The following is a 17,553-nucleotide window of genomic DNA, read 5'->3' on the forward strand; positions in this document are numbered from 1 at the left end:
GGATTCCCTAGCGCGGTCGATCTTTGGTCCTCTCGGCGGGATTGTGGAGCTGGCGACTGTTGCCGCCACCGAGTCAGGTCTTGTCCATGACGCCTCCATCAACGCCTTCATGGCAACCTGCGGCGATCAGATGCACCGCCTCATGGAGATCATTCAGGAGATCGGTGAATTTCATCCGGAAACGATGAGCATCGTTGATGAACTGGGGTGGCATCGAGAGCACGAAGTCCAGGCGATCACCCTGCTTCTCTGGTCGGGCTCGATCGAGCCGTACTCGGAGAGAATCAGCGAAAGAGATTCGGTCCGACGCATGCTCTGCATGGGTAGCGACCTGCAATTGACGAACTTCCTACACGCCCTGGTTGGGGCTGCCGAGTCACTGGATTTGCCAGGCACACCCAAGGCCGGGCTGGTCGTCGAGGCACTCCAGATTTCTTCAGAACTTCTGCAGGGTGTTCGAGAAATGGCGGCTGCGGAAGTTTTCCGGATGTGGCGGGTGGCGTTTTTGCCTCACGTTCTTCCGCCTTCTTCGCGGACGCCGGAGACCATCAGAGCAGGGTTCAGGGATTATGCCCACGCGCTGGAAGCGCGGCTGATAGCGCCGGGTAACTCTGTCTCAGACTTCCGGTGAGAGCGTGGTGAGTGCGGCCACGCGAGGTTCAACTAGCTACAGCGACACAGAAGACATTGAACGCTGTGTCGAGGCCACGCCTGTTGTCGATACGGTGCCTGTCCGGGACTCCGAGAACATCGAAGGTCCTCCGCCCACCCGCGGAAACGCCCGCCGTATGGGCTGGCTTCGTCTCGTACGCCTCCAACGCCTGAGCGCCAACGACAGATGCCCCGCCTTCGTCGAAGGCGGGGCATCGTTGCGGTGTGTGGGTATCAGTCGTTGGCCGGTTCATCCTCGGCGAAGAGGCCATCGACGTCGGTGACGGTGATGGCCCGCCGCAACCAGAGGTCGAGGATGTCGAGGTCTGTGCACTCGGTGATCCGCTGACGCTGGCCGGCGAGGGTGGGGATCTGGCGAGCCTCTAGAACACTGATGATCGAGCGAGCACGCTCTTCTGCCCGGGCTTCTGCTCGCCCCTTGGCCCGACCCTCAGCCTTGCCCTCAGCCTTGCCCTCAGCCTTGCCCTCAGCCTTGCCCTCGGCCTTGCCCTCGGCCCGGCCCTCAGCCATGCCCTCCGCCTTGGCTTTGAGGTAGGTCTCCTCGACCAATGTGCCTCGGCCGGGGAAGTAGGTACCTACGGCCATCAGATTCCTCCAGTTTTCCCTGGCCGGGGTGTCTCCCAGGCCGATTTCCAACAGTTCGAAGAAGTAGTCGGCAGATTCTCTGTCGGCAGAGCCGAGCGCCGACGCCAGCGCTTCCAGTATGGCGTCGAGGTCCCTGTCCTTGCTATGAGTCATCGCCGCCAGGGTCGCGAGCGCCAGATTCCTGCTGGCCTCTCTGGGGCTGGTGATCGTCGGAAGGTTGTCAGGACCCAGGACCATCGGGTGGGTGCTCTGCAAGATCCAGTTCTCGTACCCCGTGGTGAACGGCCCCGCCGCCCATTTCGCTGTGGCCCGGTCCTTGCAGACGACCAGGAGGAGTACCGGGAGGTCGTGCTTGTCCCGGAGATACGCCGTGTAGTACGGCCAACTCGTCTCCTTGGCAGGGTCCTTACGGCCCTGGGCTTCGATGGCGAGGAGGAACCGCTGTCCCTCTGAGGTTTCCACCCGCAGCACGCTGTCCACGCGTCGCTCCAGCGGGCGGATCTCGGTGGCGTCGCCGGTCAGGACCTCGACGGAGGTCTTGGCGGGCAAGGGGATGCCCAACACCCCGAATACCGGGGTGAGTAACTCAGGCCGGTCCTGGAAGATCCGGTGCGCGGCCTCATGTGAAGAAGTGACCATGAGCAGCACGCTAAGGAATTGCCGACTTCATGATTATGTCAATGGCACATGGCAATCCGAATGTGTGAACGCCCCGGAAAGGTTGACGCGAACGGGTGTGCCTTTCCCTCGGTGAGGTGGCTGTGCTCTGGGAAGGTTCGCCAGCTAGCTTTCTCACCGCAGTTGCGGCGCCCCCGTCCCCTCCCAAGGCTTCAGCCTGACCCCCGACAGCCCCCGCACCCAATGCGCTGACACATCCGCCAACCGGGCGGAGCCCAACGGGCTTCGCCCGAGGCCGACCGCGTACCGCACCGGATCTGCCGCGAAGGGCCGCGGCCAGGCCTGGACGTCTGAGGCTCCTGCCTCCTCCAAGGCTCGGAGCAGGCCGTGCATCCGTCCCCGTACCCGGCCCATCTGGTCCTCGGGCGAGGTGACGATCAGCCACTGGCAGTGGCGCTGCTCCAGCGGCGGTACGGCAAGCAGTTCAGGCCAGGGATCAGCCGCCGACTCCAGGGTCTCCCAGGCCCGGAACAACTCCTCCGCGAGCCGGTCCCGGCCAGCGGCGCTCACCCGTTCCGTGCAGGGGCGGATCGGCTCGCTCGGGGTCATGATCGCCATGGGTAGATCGACGTCCGGGCCGCCCACCGCTGTGCGCCAGTCCCAGGCCGCCCAGCCGCCGAAGAACTGTCGCAGCAGCTCAGGACCCTCCAACGAGCCTGCCTCGCGGACGGTACGGGCTGCCAGCACCGCCCAGCCGATGCCCGGCACCCCGCCGAAGGGTGCCGAGCCCAGCCCGCGGGCATGAGCCCACGCCTTCACTTCCCGAGCCAGCCGGGCGAACGCGTCCCGCCGCTCACCCACCGCCTCCAGGATCGCTTCCGCATCGCTGACCGCGCTCAGCGCAACGGCCGCCGACTCGCCGAGTTCGGTCCGGCGCGCGACGGCTTCCTCCGGGGGGATGTCGCCCGTACCGACCACGACCAGGTCCACGACGAGGCCGCTGACCCGGAACCGCACCCCGGGCACCCGCGCGCCCTCCACCACCCGGAGAACGGTGGCGTCCGGTAGGGCCGCCGCCAGTCGGTCCCGTACCGCCGCGATCTTGACCTCGCCCGGGAGCGCGGTCACCAGGTCCAGATCAGCGTCGGCCAGTGCGCATCCCATCCGCCGCGACCCGACCAGGTGGACCGCGCCCTCACCGAGGGCGTGTCGCACCTGCGAGGCCGTGGCCTCGACGAAAGGATCGGGCAGCGGGCCGAGGTCCGCTTCCACCCCGTAGTGGTCCGAGGCGAAGAGGCCGTCCGTGTCCGGGGTGTCCCCCCGGAGCACGGCTCGTCGTGCCTCCACATCCCGCAGCAGCACCCGGTCCAGTCTGCCCGCCTGCCCCGTGAGAGAGGAGAGCGCGGCCAGTGGATTACGGGGTGGGTCGAAGGTCGGGGTCTGGTCGTCCTCGCCGTGGACGGAGGTCCAGGCATCGGTGAGTTCAAGCCGCGACTCTGCCGCCTTCCCCACGTCGTTGAAGTCGCCCAGCAGCACCACAGGACCAGCCAGGGCGGCCAGCCCCTCGGCGATCCGGTCCAGCTGACCCTTGCGTACCGTGGCGCCATCCGTCGTGTGATCGCTGGTCAGATGGGTGGCCGCGACCGTGACCAGACCGTACGGGTCCGAATCCACCACGATCGCGGTCAGTGCCTTGTGCGGTCCGAGAACGTGGTGCCCGGCCTCCCGCACCGGCAGGCGGCTGAGTAGCAGCAGCCCGTACTCATCCACATCGCGCCCGCCCGGCGTCAGCGTGTAGCCCTCCCGGACCCACTCCGTCGCCCGAATGAGCCTCAGCAGCTCGGATGTCACTTCTTGCAGGGCGATCACATCCGCGTCTGCGTTACGCAGCACCTCCAGGAGGAGTGGCCGCCGCCGTTCGGTGTTCAGGAGTTCGGCCCCGTACCGGTCCCAGAGGGTGTTCCACGTCAGTACCCGCAGGGTGGCGGATCCCCTGCGCGGGATGGCGGTGGAGACCCAGGTCGTGCCGTCCCAGCGCTGGGGAGTGATCGGCGTGAAGAAGGGGGAGGGCAGCCGGCGAGGGTCCTGCGCGCGTCCGGCGTCGGTGAGGTCGATACGGTCCACTCCCGTACGCCGATCCCACACCAGCTCCCCATCGGCCTCAAAGAACAGCACCCGGTGCCAGGGAACCTCCCCGCCCGGTACGAACGAGGTCAGCGGAACCCGCTTGGGTTCGGCGCCACGCTGCGTCACGCCCAGCACAAACCTGGCCGGATCGAATCGGGCATCCCAGCGCACCCGGTGGTAAAGCCCCTCACTCGTCTGCATGGCTGTCCCCGTCCCCGTACTTGTCCTCGATGGTTCCGTCCGGGCCGATGTACCAGGTGCGATGCGCCCGCCCCGGGTACGGAGGCTCGTACCGCCGCAACTGGGACTCCAGTACTTCCCGCGGTACGGCGTGGGCGCGCCCGGCGTTGCGGCGTACCAACTGCACCTCGTCGACCACCATGACCGCATGGGTGAGCAGCGCGTTTCGGCGGCGGGCGACCTTCCGCACCAGCGCGCGCTGATGTCGATTGAGCGAGGTCGCATCCCAGACGACGGTCCCACCCGCGCCCAGTGCCTGATCGAGCTGGTTCAGACCGGTCCGTAGGACATCCCCATTGCCCCGCTGATCGGCACGCGACCCGGCAGCCTCCCGTAGCTCATCGAGCGATACGACGACATCCGCGCGTAGCCCGCGGGCGAAGGTGCTCTTGCCGCTGCCCGAAGGGCCGACCATATGGACCAGTTGGGGAAAGTCGCCGTCGCGCCAACGCCAGGTGGCGGCGGCGGCCTCCTCAGGGCCGCCGATCCGCCCCTCCGCGTACGCCTCCCGCGCCTCGGCCCGGCAACGGTCCGCCGCGTCCGGCCCCAAGCCGTCGAACCGCGGCGGCTGCCAGGCCCGGATCTCCTCCGCGTACAGCGCTGACCATTCGGACTGTTCCCGCTCCTGCGTGGTCTGCGCCGTGGCGGCCGCAACGGTGTGCAGGACGCCGAGGTCAGCGGCGTACGACAGGCGCAGCAGGCCGGTCGGGCGTTCCTCGTCGGGGTAGGGGCGCTGCAGGCCGGGGGCGAGGCCGATGACATCGGCGACCTGGCGGGCGAGCCGCATCCCCAGGGTGGGGCGCAGCCGGGCGGTGAGGGTGGATCGCCGTTCGCCGTGCAGCAGCGCGGCAAGGACCGCGGTCAGCCGCCCATCCCCGGTCTGTCCCAGCCGATCCGCCACCTCGGCGACAACGGCATCCGACGCCCGGGCGGTCACCCCGAGCGCATGGGCCAACTCCTCGACGCTCGCCGGACCACCGGACCGTACGGACCAGAGCGCGGCGGCAGGTCCCAGACCGTTGGCGACGACGGCCGAGTGCATCCAGTGCGTATCGGTCCGCACATGCCCGGCCCGTACCCACTTGGCCACCCGGTGACGGAAGCCGGTGTCCGCGAAGCCCTCTGCGGTCCGCACGACATAGCCCTCCTGCCGGGACAGGTCGAGCCGCAGAGCGCGCAGCGCCCGCTCATCGAAGGTCCCGCGCCAGAGAACGGATGGTGTCGGAATCCCCAGCCCGCGCAGAAACGGCACCGTTCGATCCCAGTCCAGACAGTGCCCGTCCGCGTCCCATACGGAGAAGCCGTAGAAGTAGCTGTCGAGCTGGTCGTACGGGAGGGAATGGCGGGCGTACATGTTCTCGCCGGATATCCGCCAGCCGGTGGGAATGTGCTGGGCAATGCGACTCTGGAGGGCTTTGACCCATGCCCGGGAGGGATGGTGGACGGAGTCCAGGGATCGGGCGTGCAGCCCGTCCCCGTACAAGGTGGTGTTCTCACCGTCGAGCTTCTCGGTGACGACGACTTCCCGCCCGATGAGATGCGACAGATCACCGGTCCGCACATCGTCGGATGTGGCACCTGGAGACCAGGGCAGATGCGGTGTTCGCGGATAGTGCGTCCGCATGTTGATCGGCCCCCCGGCGCTGACGATGGCTGTGCCGGGCCACTGTAGAAGCCGCTGACCAGGTCGATCGAGCGAATTACGGTCGGGTGGGCGGAGGGTAGGTGCTGGGGGAGCGGCACTTGGGCAAGGCTGGCGCTTGATGAGCGGCTGGAGAGAGAGCTCGAAGCAGTGGTGGGGACTTTGGCTGTGTGAGGCCGAACTCCCCCACTGCGATGGGACCGGAGAGGGAGGAACGAACCCCATGACCATCGCCTCTGATGACAGGAACCGTGACGTAATTCGGTACCAGGCCGTGCGGGATTTAGTCGCGCGGACGCAGGGCAATGTGCCGGGGAAACTGGAGATCACCAGGGGGGAGGTCATCCACGACAGGTCATCCCCAGAAGGTCTTCATGAACTGACGGCGGCTCGTGTCAGCCGCCGTCTGGAGAAGGTGATGCCGGAAGGCTTGCTGGCTCACACGGGGACACCCGATGTCGAAGATGTCTCCCAGGGCGTTCTCCGTCATCCCGACATCATTGTGATCGCCGAGGCCGATATGGAAGTCGAAGGCTCCTTCGACCCGCGTACGGGCGAAGGGGCTGTTCTGTCTGACGTTCACCCGACACCGGGCGGGCCACGTTATGCCACCCGCAAGGATTTCCTCTATCGAGAGGAGATCGCTATCGGAGAGTGGGTCATCTCCACGGAGAACCTGCCCCGGTACCCCTAGTATTTCCAGCAGCGCTCACTCTCTAATTCTGGGACGATCTCGATCGTAGCGCCCTTTCAGGTTTTCGGTGCTGGACATCTGGCCCCATCCCGAAATGCTTGAGGTGGGACTAGTTCTGGATGAAACGGAAATTCTTCATTTCGCCGCAATCGATTCAGAGTCAGTGATTGCCGCAGTGGCACTCTTCTAGCCGGTGCATCTGTAGATAGTGGAGCGGGGATTACGCGGTGCCGTAGCTCCCCTGTCGCCCTTCCGGGTATTCCGGAATCTATAGAGGGGTGACATTGAGAGTGGCAGATTTGCGTCACGGACACGAAGGGGCCGCGCTCTAGCCTTGTGGGCAGTAGCGCTTCCGCTTGGGCTCCTAGCCGGTTGACCGCCGCCGCCAGGCGGACGGGCGGGAACGAAAGACTTGGCTAGGGCAGGGAGACACGACAGGCAACAGCCGCGATGGCCCGGGGGAGGCCGCTTCCTAGCCACCTGCAACCCATCGCCAAGCCTGGCGTCTTGACCGGCCGTCAGCTAGGCCCGAGGCTCTGTTTGTCCCCCACACGAGTGAGGGTGAGAACTCTTGTGTCGGGGTCGATTCATCTGTTATGACCAGCGGTTTTTCTTTTCGTCAATGTGCGTTCCTGCACCCTGCGTACCCGTTCGCACCCTCTAGCGTGATCGCCAGAAGGCACACCGGATGAGGGGGCAGGGCTATGACCGGGGCAGGGGCGGACCCATGGCAGGAGCTGTTCGAACTCGCGGAGCGGCCCAGAGACGCCCGTACGGGTACGGGAATGTCCCTGGCGTCCGTCGCTGGCAGTCCCGGTGGGCCGGGGGCCCCTGGGGCGAAGGGCGCAACGGGTGTGCTGAAGCACGAGGCCCAGCCCTGGACATCCGCTGCTGCCGCGGCCGGCGCGATCCGGACCAACACGGCCAGTGCCAACGCCAAACTGACATCGGCTCATGAAGGAGTCGACTCGGGTGCCGCGGGACTTGCCAGCCTCGGCGTGCTGAGGACCGTGCTTACGTCGTGGGAGAGGCGCCTTGGAGCCGTCCGCGACGAATGCGGCTATCTGGACCCGGTTCTCAAACGTGTGGCCACCGATCAGGGCGAGAACGAGAAGACGGTGAAGTCTTCCTTCCGGCAGGCTGCCCCATCGGCTGCTGAGAAGAGCGGGTGAGTCGGGTGCTGACATGGCAGCTGCTCCGCGATCTGAAACTGTCCGAGTTAGAGGGCGCGGCCGACGGCTGGGGCGTGGCCAGCAACCAGGCCGACGCAGCGCGCGACAGAATCAGCAACCAGATGATCAACGCGCTGGCGGAATCCCAGGTGAGCGAGGCCGCCGACACCGCGCTGGAACGACTCAAGCAACTCGACCGCAACTTTGAGTACGCGTACACGGAATGCGGTCTGGTCCGTACGACCCTGAACTCACTCGCCCATGAACTGGGCGAACAGCAGCGACGACTCAACAGCGCACTCGAAGACGCGGCCAGCCGCAAGTTCACGGTCCATCCCGATGGCTCGGTCAGCTACCCCGAAGGCGGCACCAACCTCCTCGACAAGCCCGTGGCCGGCGGCACGACCCGCCGGAGGGGAATCCTGGAACAGCCTTCCCCTCTGACCAACCCCAACCCCCACCGGGCCGAAGCCCAGCGAATCGCCGACACCATCGGCGGAGCCGTCCAGGGCGCCACCGAGATCGACAACCGCTTCAGCAAGATCCTGGCCGCCCTCAAGGCCCCGCCGGGACTCGCCGTGACCACGGCCACTTGGACGGACGCGGCCAAGGACGCCGAAGCCGTCCGCAAGGCGGCCAAGGGCTACCTCCCCGAGGCCATCCCGGACTGCGGAAGCCCCGCGAACCGCAAGGAGTGGTGGGACAGCCTCACCCAGGAACAGCGCGAAGAACTCCTGGCGACCTACCCGGACCGCATCGGCAACCTGGACGGCATCCCGGCGTTGGTACGGGACGCGGCGAACAGGGACAACCTCCAGTTGCTGATCGGGAAGCTGGAGGGGCAGTCGGATACGACGTCGCAGAACCAGTTGGCGGGGTTGAAGAGCATCGATGAGCAGCTAAGGGCCCAGCCGAAGCCCGGCGTGCCGCCCATGCTCCTGCTGGGGATCGGGGACGAGGGCCTGGGGCGGGCGATTGTCTCGTTCGGGAATCCGGATACGGCGAGGAATGTTTCTGCCTACGTTCCGGGGTTGGCAACTTCGTTGGACGCAGACTTCGCCAACAACGACATCAAACGGGCGCGTGATACTGCTTCGTGGGCAATTGACGAGGACCCGTCTACCGCGTCCATTGTGTGGCTTGGTTACGATCCGCCACAGATTTCGGGAGAGAAACCTCTCGACAATCTTGCTGTTACGAGTGACCGAGATGCGCGAGTGGGCGCTATTGCATACAACCAGTTTATGGACGGTCTAGGGGCGACCAACCAGAACGCGAACCCACACTTCACGGCAATTGGACACTCCTACGGCTCGCTGACAGTAGGCCAGGCCGCGCAGCAGGACGGTGGCATCCCGGGAGTCGACGACATCATTCTGGTAGGAAGTCCTGGGACAGGTGCTAAGGCTGCCACAGACCTGGGGGTTAGTGGCGACCACGTGTACGTCGGTGCAGCGGAGAATGATCCGGTCACTAAACTTCCCGACCAGAACTCGGCGAAAGGTCTGATACTGGGAGCCCAGTTGGGACTTACGGGCCCTCCGCTGGCGGCCCCAATCGGGGCAGCTGCTGGCTACGCCTTGGGGGACGCCGCAACCGATGAGAATCAAATCTATTACGGTACAGACCCGGCTCATAGGGACTTTGGTGCTCACCGTTTTAAGGTGGATGACGGTCCACCCGTCCATTTCGATGGTGGTGTACAGACCCCTGCTCACTCGAATTACTTCAATCCTGATCGAGACGATGAATCCGTCCGAAATATCGCGAAGATTATCGTGGGTGACGGCGACGCAATCACCAAACAGGAGCACCGATGAAGGCAACGCGTCTGGTCCTGGCGATCGTGCTTGCCCCAGTTTTGGCGGGCTGTGGCCTTCTTGGGGTGTCTGATGGCAAAGAAAACGAGAAGCGGGTGGTGAGCAAGATCAGCTTGCAGGAGGCCTCGGATGACGCAGATGCGATCATGCTGGGTACGTTGAGGGCCGTGCGACCCGAGCTGAACTGGGTGCACGGCCCATCACTAGACAGCGGCTGCGGTTCCTACAAGATCGATGGCAACGTGGCGGCGTCAATGTCGCGAAAAGTCATTGTTATGACCATCGTGTCCGAGGTCAGGCGAGGGAGCTTGCTGGGAGTGATCGAGCGTCACTGGAAGCAGCAGGGCTACATCATCACGGGCGTGGACTCGCACGAGAAGACGCCCGCGATCTTCGCGCGGACTCCCGAAGGCCTCCGTATGAGTGTCTCTGTAGGAAAGAAGGGGCAGTTCTTCCTTCGCGCCACGACCCCCTGCTTCATCCAGTCCGAGGTCTCCCCGCCCAGGACCCCCGGTACCGGCACCCCCTTCGAAGGCCCCGTCATCCCCGACCCCCACGTCCACTCCGCCTTCTGGTCCGCCACCACCCCGGCCCCCTTGGCGTCCCCCACCCCCTGACGCCCCAAGCGCCGCGTGCCGCTGTTTGACACGCCACCCCTCCGGGGTACGCTCTACGGCTCGATTAGCCAGGCCGCGTGCCGGTGTGGCAGACTATCCGGGTTGCTCGGTTGAGTGCCGATGCTGCGCGCCTCCCGCCGGGAGGACCGGAAGCGAGTCCCACAGTACTCGTCGCCCCAACTGCCTCCTGGGCAGCGCTGGAGCGGACGTACGGGAATCTTCCGGGAAGTGTCAGCGGGGTACCAGCCAAGCGCTCGGTGGGTGTTCTCCCTCGATTCGCGGGCCAGGCCCGCACCCCCTTGGTTGGGAAATCCTTCGGGATATCTGCGTAGAGGGTGTGCGACACGCCCGACCGCGTGGGTCGGAGGGGATCGCAGGACTCGCCGAGTGGCAGAGCGTCCATACAAAAGACAGGACTACGAAGTAGCCATGGCGGGACAGAAGATCCGCATCCGGCTCAAGGCCTACGACCACGAGGTCATCGATTCCTCGGCGAAGAAGATCGTCGAGACGGTGACGCGTACTGGTGCGTCGGTCGCGGGCCCGGTGCCGCTGCCCACTGAGAAGAACGTGTACTGCGTCATCAAGTCGCCGCACAAGTACAAGGACTCGCGCGAGCACTTTGAGATGCGCACGCACAAGCGCCTGATCGACATTCTCGACCCGACGCCCAAGACCGTTGACTCGTTGATGCGCCTGGACCTTCCGGCCGGCGTTGACATCGAGATCAAGCTCTGAGAGGCGCGGAAGAGATGGCAAAGCAGATCAAGGGCGTCCTGGGCGAGAAGCTCGGCATGACCCAGGTCTGGGACGAGAACAACCGTGTCGTCCCGGTGACCGTTGTCAAGGCCGGGCCCTGCGTTGTAACCCAGGTCCGTACGAATGACTCCGACGGCTACGAGTCGGTCCAGATCGCCTTCGGCGAGATCGACCCGCGCAAGGTGAACAAGCCCCTCAAGGGCCACTTCTCCAAGGCCGACGTGACCCCCCGCCGCCACCTGGTGGAGCTCCGTACCTCCGACGCCAGCGAGTACACGCTCGGCCAGGAGATCACCGCTGCCGTGTTCGAGTCCGGCGTCAAGGTTGACGTCACGGGCAAGAGCAAGGGCAAGGGCTTCGCCGGTGTCATGAAGCGTCACAACTTCAAGGGCCTCGGCGCCGGTCACGGAACCCAGCGCAAGCACCGCTCTCCCGGCTCCATCGGTGGCTGTGCCACCCCGGGCCGTGTGTTCAAGGGCCTCCGCATGGCGGGCCGTATGGGCAACGAGCGGGTCACCACACAGAACCTGACCGTTCACGCTGTTGACGCGGAGAAGGGCCTGCTCCTCATCAAGGGTGCGGTTCCTGGTCCCAACGGCGGCCTGGTCCTGGTCCGCACTGCGGCCAAGGGGGCCTGAGGACTATGAGCACCATTGACATTCTGTCGCCCGCAGGCGACAAGACCGGGACCGTTGAGCTCCCGGCCGAGATCTTCGACGCCAAGGTCAGCATCCCGCTGATCCACCAGGTCGTCGTCGCGCAGCTGGCCGCTGCCCGTCAGGGCACGCACAAGGTCAAGCGTCGTGGCGAGGTCCGCGGTGGTGGCAAGAAGCCGTACCGCCAGAAGGGCACCGGCCGCGCCCGTCAGGGTTCGACCCGCGCCCCGCAGTTCGTCGGCGGTGGCGTTGTCCACGGCCCCGTGCCGCGTGACTACTCCCAGCGGACCCCGAAGAAGATGAAGGCCGCCGCCCTGCGCGGTGCCCTCACCGACCGGGCCCGCAACTCCCGCATTCACGTCGTCACCGGCGTGATCGAGGGCGAGGTCTCCACCAAGGCCGCAAGGACGCTGTTCGGCAAGATCTCGGAGCGCAAGAACCTGCTCCTGGTCGTCGACCGCGCCGACGAGGCCGCGTGGCTGTCCGCCCGCAACCTGCCCCAGGTGCACATCCTGGAGCCGGGCCAGCTGAACACGTACGACGTGATCCGCTCCGAGGACGTGGTCTTCACTCAGGCCGCCTTCGAGTCCTTCGTGTCCGGCCCCGACAAGGCCACCGAGACCGAAGGGAGCGACGCCTGATGACTGAGAACGAGACCGCCACGGCGACCGTTACCAGCAAGACGTACTCGGACCCGCGTGACATCCTCGTCAAGCCGGTCGTGTCCGAGAAGAGCTACGCGCTGCTTGACGAGAACAAGTACACGTTCATCGTCGACCCGCGGGCCAACAAGACCCAGATCAGGCAGGCCGTGGAAGCGGTCTTCTCGGTCAAGGTCACCGGGGTCAACACGATCAACCGGCAGGGCAAGCGCAAGCGCACCCGCACCGGTTTCGGCAAGCGTGCCAACACCAAGCGCGCCATCGTGACCCTTGCCGAGGGCAACCGTATCGACATCTTCGGCGGCCCGACCTCTTAAGTGAGGTCGAGTCGTCCGGAATCGGACGAGGACTGAGAAATGGGTATCCGCAAGTACAAGCCGACGACTCCGGGCCGTCGTGGCTCCAGCGTCGCCGACTTTGTCGAGATCACGCGGTCCACGCCGGAGAAGTCGCTGGTCCGCCCTCTGCACAGCAAGGGTGGCCGTAACAACACCGGTCGTGTGACCGTCCGTCACCAGGGCGGTGGCCACAAGCGCGCCTACCGCGTGATCGACTTCCGTCGTCACGACAAGGACGGCGTGCCGGCCAAGGTCGCTCACATTGAGTACGACCCCAACCGCACCGCACGCATCGCCCTTCTGCACTACGCGGATGGCGAGAAGCGCTACATCATCGCGCCGCGTCACCTGAGCCAAGGTGACCGCGTCGAGAACGGCCCGACCGCCGACATCAAGCCCGGTAACAACCTGGCGCTGCGCAACATCCCGGTCGGTACGACCATCCACGCCATCGAGCTGCGGCCCGGCGGCGGCGCGAAGTTCGCCCGCTCCGCGGGTGCCTCCGTGCAGCTGCTGGCGAAGGAGGGGGCCATGGCCCACCTCCGTATGCCGTCCGGCGAGATCCGGCTGGTCGACGTTCGCTGCCGCGCCACCATCGGCGAGGTCGGCAACGCCGAGCAGTCGAACATCAACTGGGGCAAGGCCGGCCGTATGCGCTGGAAGGGCGTACGCCCGACCGTCCGCGGTGTCGCGATGAACCCGGTTGACCACCCGCACGGTGGTGGTGAGGGCAAGACCTCCGGTGGTCGCCACCCGGTCAGCCCGTGGGGTCAGAAGGAGGGTCGTACTCGTTCTCCCAAGAAGGCGAGCAGCAAGTACATCGTCCGCCGCCGCAAGACGAACAAGAAGCGCTAGGAGCGGGTTTAGATGCCGCGCAGTCTCAAGAAGGGGCCCTTCGTCGACGACCACCTGATCAAGAAGGTGGACGTACAGAACGAAGCAGGTACCAAGAACGTCATCAAGACCTGGTCCCGTCGCTCGATGATCGTCCCGGCGATGCTGGGCCACACGATCGCGGTGCACAACGGCAAGATCCACGTCCCGGTGTTCGTCACCGAGTCGATGGTCGGCCACAAGCTCGGTGAGTTCTCGCCGACTCGCACCTTCCGAGGCCACGTCAAGGACGACCGGAAGTCGAAGCGCCGCTAACGCGGGGTGGAAACGACTATGACGAACGTGTCAGACACTGAAGGGACAACCATGGAAGCCAGGGCCCAAGCGCGGTACATCCGCGTCACGCCCATGAAGGCCCGCCGAGTGGTGGACCTCATCCGTGGCATGGATGCCACGGAGGCTCAGGCGGTCCTGCGTTTCGCCCCGCAGGCCGCGAGCGTGCCGGTCGGCAAGGTGCTGGACAGCGCCATTGCCAACGCCGCGCACAACTACGACCACAGTGACGCCTCATCGCTGGTCATCAGCGAGGCTTACGTGGACGAGGGTCCGACCCTGAAGCGGTTCCGGCCGCGTGCGCAGGGTCGCGCCTACCGGATCCGTAAGCGGACCAGCCACATCACCGTGGTCGTCAGCAGCAAGGAAGGAACCCGGTAATGGGCCAGAAGGTTAACCCGCATGGGTTCCGGCTCGGTATCACCACGGACTTCAAGTCCCGCTGGTACGCCGACAAGCTGTACAAGGACTACGTCAAGGAAGACGTCGCCATCCGTCGGATGATGACGTCCGGCATGGAGCGCGCCGGCATCTCGAAGGTTGAGATCGAGCGCACCCGTGACCGCGTGCGGGTGGACATCCACACCGCGCGTCCCGGCATCGTCATCGGCCGCCGTGGCGCCGAGGCCGACCGCATCCGCGGCGACCTCGAGAAGCTCACGGGCAAGCAGGTCCAGCTGAACATCCTTGAGGTCAAGAACCCCGAGGTTGACGCTCAGCTGGTGGCCCAGGCCGTTGCCGAGCAGCTGTCCTCCCGCGTCTCCTTCCGCCGTGCCATGCGTAAGAGCATGCAGTCGGCGATGAAGGCCGGCGCCAAGGGAATCAAGATCCAGTGTGGTGGCCGTCTCGGCGGCGCCGAGATGTCCCGCTCGGAGTTCTACCGCGAGGGTCGTGTGCCGCTGCACACGCTCCGTGCGAACGTCGAGTACGGCTTCTTCGAGGCCAAGACGACCTTCGGCCGTATCGGTGTGAAGGTCTGGATCTACAAGGGCGACGTCAAGAACATCGCCGAGGTCCGCGCAGAGAACGCTGCTGCCCGTGCCGGCAACCGCCCGGCCCGTGGCGGCGCTGACCGCCCGGCCGGCCGTGGTGGCCGCGGTGGCGAGCGTGGCGGACGCGGCCGTAAGCCGCAGCAGAACGCCGCAGCCGAGGCCCCCAAGGCCGACGCTCCGGCCGCTGCTCCGGCTGAGAGCACCGGAACGGAGGCCTGACCGAAATGCTGATCCCCCGTAGGGTCAAGCACCGCAAGCAGCACCACCCGAAGCGCAGCGGAATGTCCAAGGGTGGTACGCAGGTTGCGTTCGGCGAGTACGGCATTCAGGCCCTCACTCCGGCGTACGTGACCAACCGCCAGATCGAGGCGGCGCGTATCGCGATGACCCGCCACATCAAGCGTGGCGGCAAGGTCTGGATCAACATCTACCCGGACCGCCCGCTGACCAAGAAGCCCGCTGAGACCCGCATGGGTTCCGGTAAGGGTTCCCCGGAGTGGTGGATCGCGAACGTCAAGCCCGGTCGGGTGATGTTCGAGCTCTCCTACCCGAACGAGAAGATTGCTCGTGAGGCGCTCACCCGCGCGGCTCACAAGCTTCCGATGAAGTGCCGCATCGTTCGGCGCGAGGCAGGTGAGGCGTGATGTCGGCCGTAACCAAGACGTCTGAGCTGCGCGAGCTGGGCAACGAGGAGCTTCTTGGGAAGCTTCGCGAGGCCAAGGAAGAGCTGTTCAACCTCCGCTTCCAGGCGGCGACGGGGCAGCTCGAGAACCATGGCCGGCTGAAGGCCGTTCGTAAGGACATCGCGCGGATCTACACCCTGATGCGTGAGCGCGAGCTGGGCATCGAGATGGTGGAGAGCGCCTGATGAGCGAGACGAATGTGACTGAAGAGAACACCGCCCGCGGATTCCGCAAGACCCGTGAGGGTCTGGTCGTCAGCGACAAGATGGACAAGACCGTCGTCGTCGCCGTCGAGGACCGCGTGAAGCACGCTCTGTACGGCAAGGTCATCCGCCGTACGAACAAGCTCAAGGCGCACGATGAGCAGAACGCCGCTGGCGTTGGCGACCGTGTTCTCCTCATGGAGACCCGGCCCCTCTCGGCGACGAAGCGCTGGCGCATCGTCGAAATCCTTGAGAAGGCCAAGTAATTACTTGATGGGGTAACCCTTCAAGTCAGTTCCGCCAGGCTCCGGGGGGCCGCTGAGCGGCCCCCCGGGGAACCGGCAGACAAACAGGAGATACACGTGATCCAGCAGGAGTCGCGACTGCGTGTCGCCGACAACACTGGTGCCAAGGAAATCCTTTGCATCCGTGTTCTCGGTGGCTCCGGTCGCCGCTACGCGGGCATCGGTGACGTCATCGTTGCCACCGTCAAGGACGCGATCCCCGGTGGCAACGTGAAGAAGGGTGACGTCATCAAGGCGGTCATCGTTCGCACCGTTAAGGAACGTCGCCGCCAGGACGGCTCGTACATCCGCTTCGACGAGAACGCCGCTGTCATTCTGAAGAACGACGGCGACCCTCGTGGCACCCGTATCTTCGGCCCGGTGGGTCGTGAGCTGCGCGAGAAGAAGTTCATGAAGATCATCTCGCTCGCGCCGGAGGTGCTGTAAGCATGAAGATCAAGAAGGGCGACCTGGTTCAGGTCATCACCGGTAAGGACCGTGGCAAGCAGGGCAAGGTCATTCAGGCCTTCCCCCGCGAGGACCGCGTCCTGGTCGAGGGTGTCAACCGGGTCAAGAAGCACACCAAGGCCGGCCAGACCGCTCGCGGTTCGCAGACCGGCGGGATTGTCACCACCGAGGCCCCCGTCCACGTGAGCAATGTTCAGCTCGTCGTGGAGAAGGACGGCAAGAAGGTTGTGACGCGCGTCGGATTCCGCTTCGACGACGAGGGCAACAAGATCCGCGTTGCCAAGCGGACGGGTGAGGACATCTGATGGCTACCACCACCACTCCGCGTCTCAAGACGAAGTACCGCGAGGAAATCAAGGGCAAGCTGCTTGAGGAGTTCTCGTACGAGAACGTCATGCAGGTTCCCGGCCTCGTCAAGATCGTGGTCAACATGGGTGTGGGCGACGCAGCCCGCGACTCCAAGCTGATCGATGGTGCCGTCAAGGACCTCACCACGATCACCGGTCAGAAGCCGGCCGTCACCAAGGCCCGCAAGTCCATCGCGCAGTTCAAGCTGCGTGAGGGTCAGCCGATCGGTGCCCACGTCACACTCCGTGGCGACCGCATGTGGGAGTTCCTGGACCGCACCCTGTCGCTGGCGCTTCCGCGCATCCGTGACTTCCGCGGTCTGTCCCCCAAGCAGTTCGACGGCCGTGGCAACTACACCTTCGGTCTCACGGAGCAGGTCATGTTCCACGAGATCGACCAGGACAAGATCGACCGCGTCCGGGGTATGGACATCACCGTGGTTACCACGGCGACCAACGACGCTGAGGGCCGCGCGCTCCTGCGTCACCTCGGCTTCCCGTTCAAGGAGGCGTGAGCCGTGGCAAAGAAGGCTCTCATTGCCAAGGCCGCCCGCAAGCCCAAGTTTGGCGTGCGTGGCTACACGCGCTGCCAGCGTTGCGGTCGTCCCCACTCCGTGTACCGCAAGTTCGGCCTGTGCCGCGTGTGCCTTCGTGAGATGGCTCACCGTGGCGAGCTGCCGGGCGTGACCAAGAGCTCCTGGTAAACCCTTCCCGCTGAGCACCCAGAGGACTCCCCGTTAGGGGTGTCTTCGGGTGACTAGGTAGGAATGGGGAATATCCGGACGCTCTCGGTAAGCAGAGGGTAGG

At 65.4% G+C, this 17,553-nt stretch carries 23 protein-coding genes; 20 read left to right on the forward strand and 3 right to left on the reverse strand.

Annotated elements, in window-relative coordinates:
* Nucleotides 1-43 precede the first annotated feature (43 nt).
* Complete coding sequence (locus NBG84_RS33410; RefSeq protein WP_250923430.1) at nt 44-631, forward strand: hypothetical protein; 588 nt, start codon at nt 44-46, stop codon at nt 629-631.
* Between the two features lie 254 nt (nt 632-885).
* On the opposite strand, the gene NBG84_RS33415 is transcribed toward NBG84_RS33410, so the two are convergent.
* The 3 genes from NBG84_RS33415 to NBG84_RS33425 form a co-directional block, all read right to left on the reverse strand.
* Nucleotides 886-1,896 (reverse strand): RpnC/YadD family protein, encoded by a 1,011-nt coding sequence (locus NBG84_RS33415; protein WP_250923431.1) that lies wholly within the window; start codon nt 1,894-1,896, stop codon nt 886-888.
* A 153-nt stretch (nt 1,897-2,049) separates the two neighbouring features.
* Entirely contained in the window at nt 2,050-4,203 is a 2,154-nt protein-coding gene (locus NBG84_RS33420; RefSeq protein ID WP_250923432.1) for an RNA repair domain-containing protein, read from the reverse strand.
* Entirely contained in the window at nt 4,190-5,866 is a 1,677-nt protein-coding gene (locus NBG84_RS33425; RefSeq protein ID WP_250923433.1) for an RNA ligase family protein, read from the reverse strand. Before NBG84_RS33425 ends, NBG84_RS33420 begins: the two co-directional genes overlap by 14 nt.
* Nucleotides 5,867-6,107: 241 nt before the next feature.
* Between NBG84_RS33425 and NBG84_RS33430 the strand changes: the two genes are divergently transcribed.
* The 19 genes from NBG84_RS33430 (at nt 6,108) to NBG84_RS33520 (ending at nt 17,450) form a co-directional block, all read left to right on the forward strand.
* The gene (locus NBG84_RS33430; RefSeq protein WP_250923434.1) at nt 6,108-6,578 is read left to right on the forward strand and encodes a Uma2 family endonuclease; all 471 of its coding nucleotides are present in this window, start codon (nt 6,108-6,110) and stop codon (nt 6,576-6,578) included.
* A gap of 704 nt (nt 6,579-7,282) precedes the next feature.
* Complete coding sequence (locus tag NBG84_RS33435; RefSeq protein ID WP_250923435.1) at nt 7,283-7,750, forward strand: hypothetical protein; 468 nt, start codon at nt 7,283-7,285, stop codon at nt 7,748-7,750.
* Entirely contained in the window at nt 7,747-9,570 is a 1,824-nt protein-coding gene (locus NBG84_RS33440; RefSeq protein WP_250923436.1) for an alpha/beta hydrolase, read from the forward strand. Before NBG84_RS33435 ends, NBG84_RS33440 begins: the two co-directional genes overlap by 4 nt.
* Before the next feature lie 98 nt (nt 9,571-9,668).
* Nucleotides 9,669-10,187 carry a hypothetical protein gene (locus NBG84_RS33445; RefSeq protein WP_250923437.1) on the forward strand — a complete coding sequence of 173 codons (519 nt, stop codon included), beginning with the start codon at nt 9,669-9,671 and terminating at the stop codon, nt 10,185-10,187.
* Nucleotides 10,188-10,616: 429 nt separating this feature from the next.
* Nucleotides 10,617-10,925, forward strand: a complete 309-nt coding sequence (gene rpsJ / locus NBG84_RS33450; RefSeq protein WP_003948644.1) for a 30S ribosomal protein S10 — start codon at nt 10,617-10,619, stop codon at nt 10,923-10,925.
* 14 nt (nt 10,926-10,939) lie between these two features.
* Entirely contained in the window at nt 10,940-11,584 is a 645-nt protein-coding gene (gene rplC, locus NBG84_RS33455) for a 50S ribosomal protein L3 (protein WP_250923438.1), read from the forward strand.
* Between the two features lie 5 nt (nt 11,585-11,589).
* Nucleotides 11,590-12,243 carry a 50S ribosomal protein L4 gene (gene rplD, locus NBG84_RS33460; RefSeq protein ID WP_250923439.1) on the forward strand — a complete coding sequence of 218 codons (654 nt, stop codon included), beginning with the start codon at nt 11,590-11,592 and terminating at the stop codon, nt 12,241-12,243.
* On the forward strand, nt 12,243-12,581 hold the full coding sequence (rplW, locus tag NBG84_RS33465) for a 50S ribosomal protein L23 (RefSeq protein ID WP_250923440.1): 339 nt from the start codon (nt 12,243-12,245) through the stop codon (nt 12,579-12,581). Before rplD ends, rplW begins: the two co-directional genes overlap by 1 nt.
* A gap of 39 nt (nt 12,582-12,620) precedes the next feature.
* Nucleotides 12,621-13,457: a 50S ribosomal protein L2 gene (rplB, locus tag NBG84_RS33470; RefSeq protein ID WP_250923441.1), complete on the forward strand. Its 837-nt coding sequence runs from the start codon at nt 12,621-12,623 to the stop codon at nt 13,455-13,457.
* A gap of 12 nt (nt 13,458-13,469) precedes the next feature.
* Complete coding sequence (gene rpsS, locus NBG84_RS33475) at nt 13,470-13,751, forward strand: 30S ribosomal protein S19 (RefSeq protein ID WP_030351437.1); 282 nt, start codon at nt 13,470-13,472, stop codon at nt 13,749-13,751.
* A 51-nt stretch (nt 13,752-13,802) separates the two neighbouring features.
* The gene (gene rplV, locus NBG84_RS33480) at nt 13,803-14,150 is read left to right on the forward strand and encodes a 50S ribosomal protein L22 (protein ID WP_016645177.1); all 348 of its coding nucleotides are present in this window, start codon (nt 13,803-13,805) and stop codon (nt 14,148-14,150) included.
* Entirely contained in the window at nt 14,150-14,980 is an 831-nt protein-coding gene (gene rpsC / locus NBG84_RS33485) for a 30S ribosomal protein S3 (RefSeq protein ID WP_250923442.1), read from the forward strand. The genes rplV and rpsC overlap by 1 nt, the downstream gene beginning before the upstream one ends.
* Nucleotides 14,981-14,985: 5 nt before the next feature.
* Nucleotides 14,986-15,405: a 50S ribosomal protein L16 gene (gene rplP / locus NBG84_RS33490; protein WP_072485538.1), complete on the forward strand. Its 420-nt coding sequence runs from the start codon at nt 14,986-14,988 to the stop codon at nt 15,403-15,405.
* Nucleotides 15,405-15,629 carry a 50S ribosomal protein L29 gene (gene rpmC / locus NBG84_RS33495; protein WP_250923443.1) on the forward strand — a complete coding sequence of 75 codons (225 nt, stop codon included), beginning with the start codon at nt 15,405-15,407 and terminating at the stop codon, nt 15,627-15,629. Before rplP ends, rpmC begins: the two co-directional genes overlap by 1 nt.
* Nucleotides 15,629-15,913 carry a 30S ribosomal protein S17 gene (gene rpsQ, locus NBG84_RS33500; protein ID WP_250923444.1) on the forward strand — a complete coding sequence of 95 codons (285 nt, stop codon included), beginning with the start codon at nt 15,629-15,631 and terminating at the stop codon, nt 15,911-15,913. The genes rpmC and rpsQ overlap by 1 nt, the downstream gene beginning before the upstream one ends.
* Nucleotides 15,914-16,009: 96 nt before the next feature.
* The gene (gene rplN / locus NBG84_RS33505; protein WP_023539336.1) at nt 16,010-16,378 is read left to right on the forward strand and encodes a 50S ribosomal protein L14; all 369 of its coding nucleotides are present in this window, start codon (nt 16,010-16,012) and stop codon (nt 16,376-16,378) included.
* 2 nt (nt 16,379-16,380) lie between these two features.
* Nucleotides 16,381-16,704, forward strand: a complete 324-nt coding sequence (gene rplX / locus NBG84_RS33510) for a 50S ribosomal protein L24 (RefSeq protein WP_250923445.1) — start codon at nt 16,381-16,383, stop codon at nt 16,702-16,704.
* Nucleotides 16,704-17,261, forward strand: a complete 558-nt coding sequence (gene rplE / locus NBG84_RS33515; protein ID WP_250923446.1) for a 50S ribosomal protein L5 — start codon at nt 16,704-16,706, stop codon at nt 17,259-17,261. The genes rplX and rplE overlap by 1 nt, the downstream gene beginning before the upstream one ends.
* 3 nt (nt 17,262-17,264) lie before the next feature.
* Nucleotides 17,265-17,450 carry a type Z 30S ribosomal protein S14 gene (locus NBG84_RS33520; RefSeq protein WP_003948630.1) on the forward strand — a complete coding sequence of 62 codons (186 nt, stop codon included), beginning with the start codon at nt 17,265-17,267 and terminating at the stop codon, nt 17,448-17,450.
* The last annotated feature ends 103 nt before the right edge of the window (nt 17,451-17,553 follow it).

The organism is Streptomyces albipurpureus, assembly GCF_023701525.1.
GTDB classification, from domain to species: Bacteria; Actinomycetota; Actinomycetes; order Streptomycetales; family Streptomycetaceae; genus Streptomyces; species Streptomyces albipurpureus.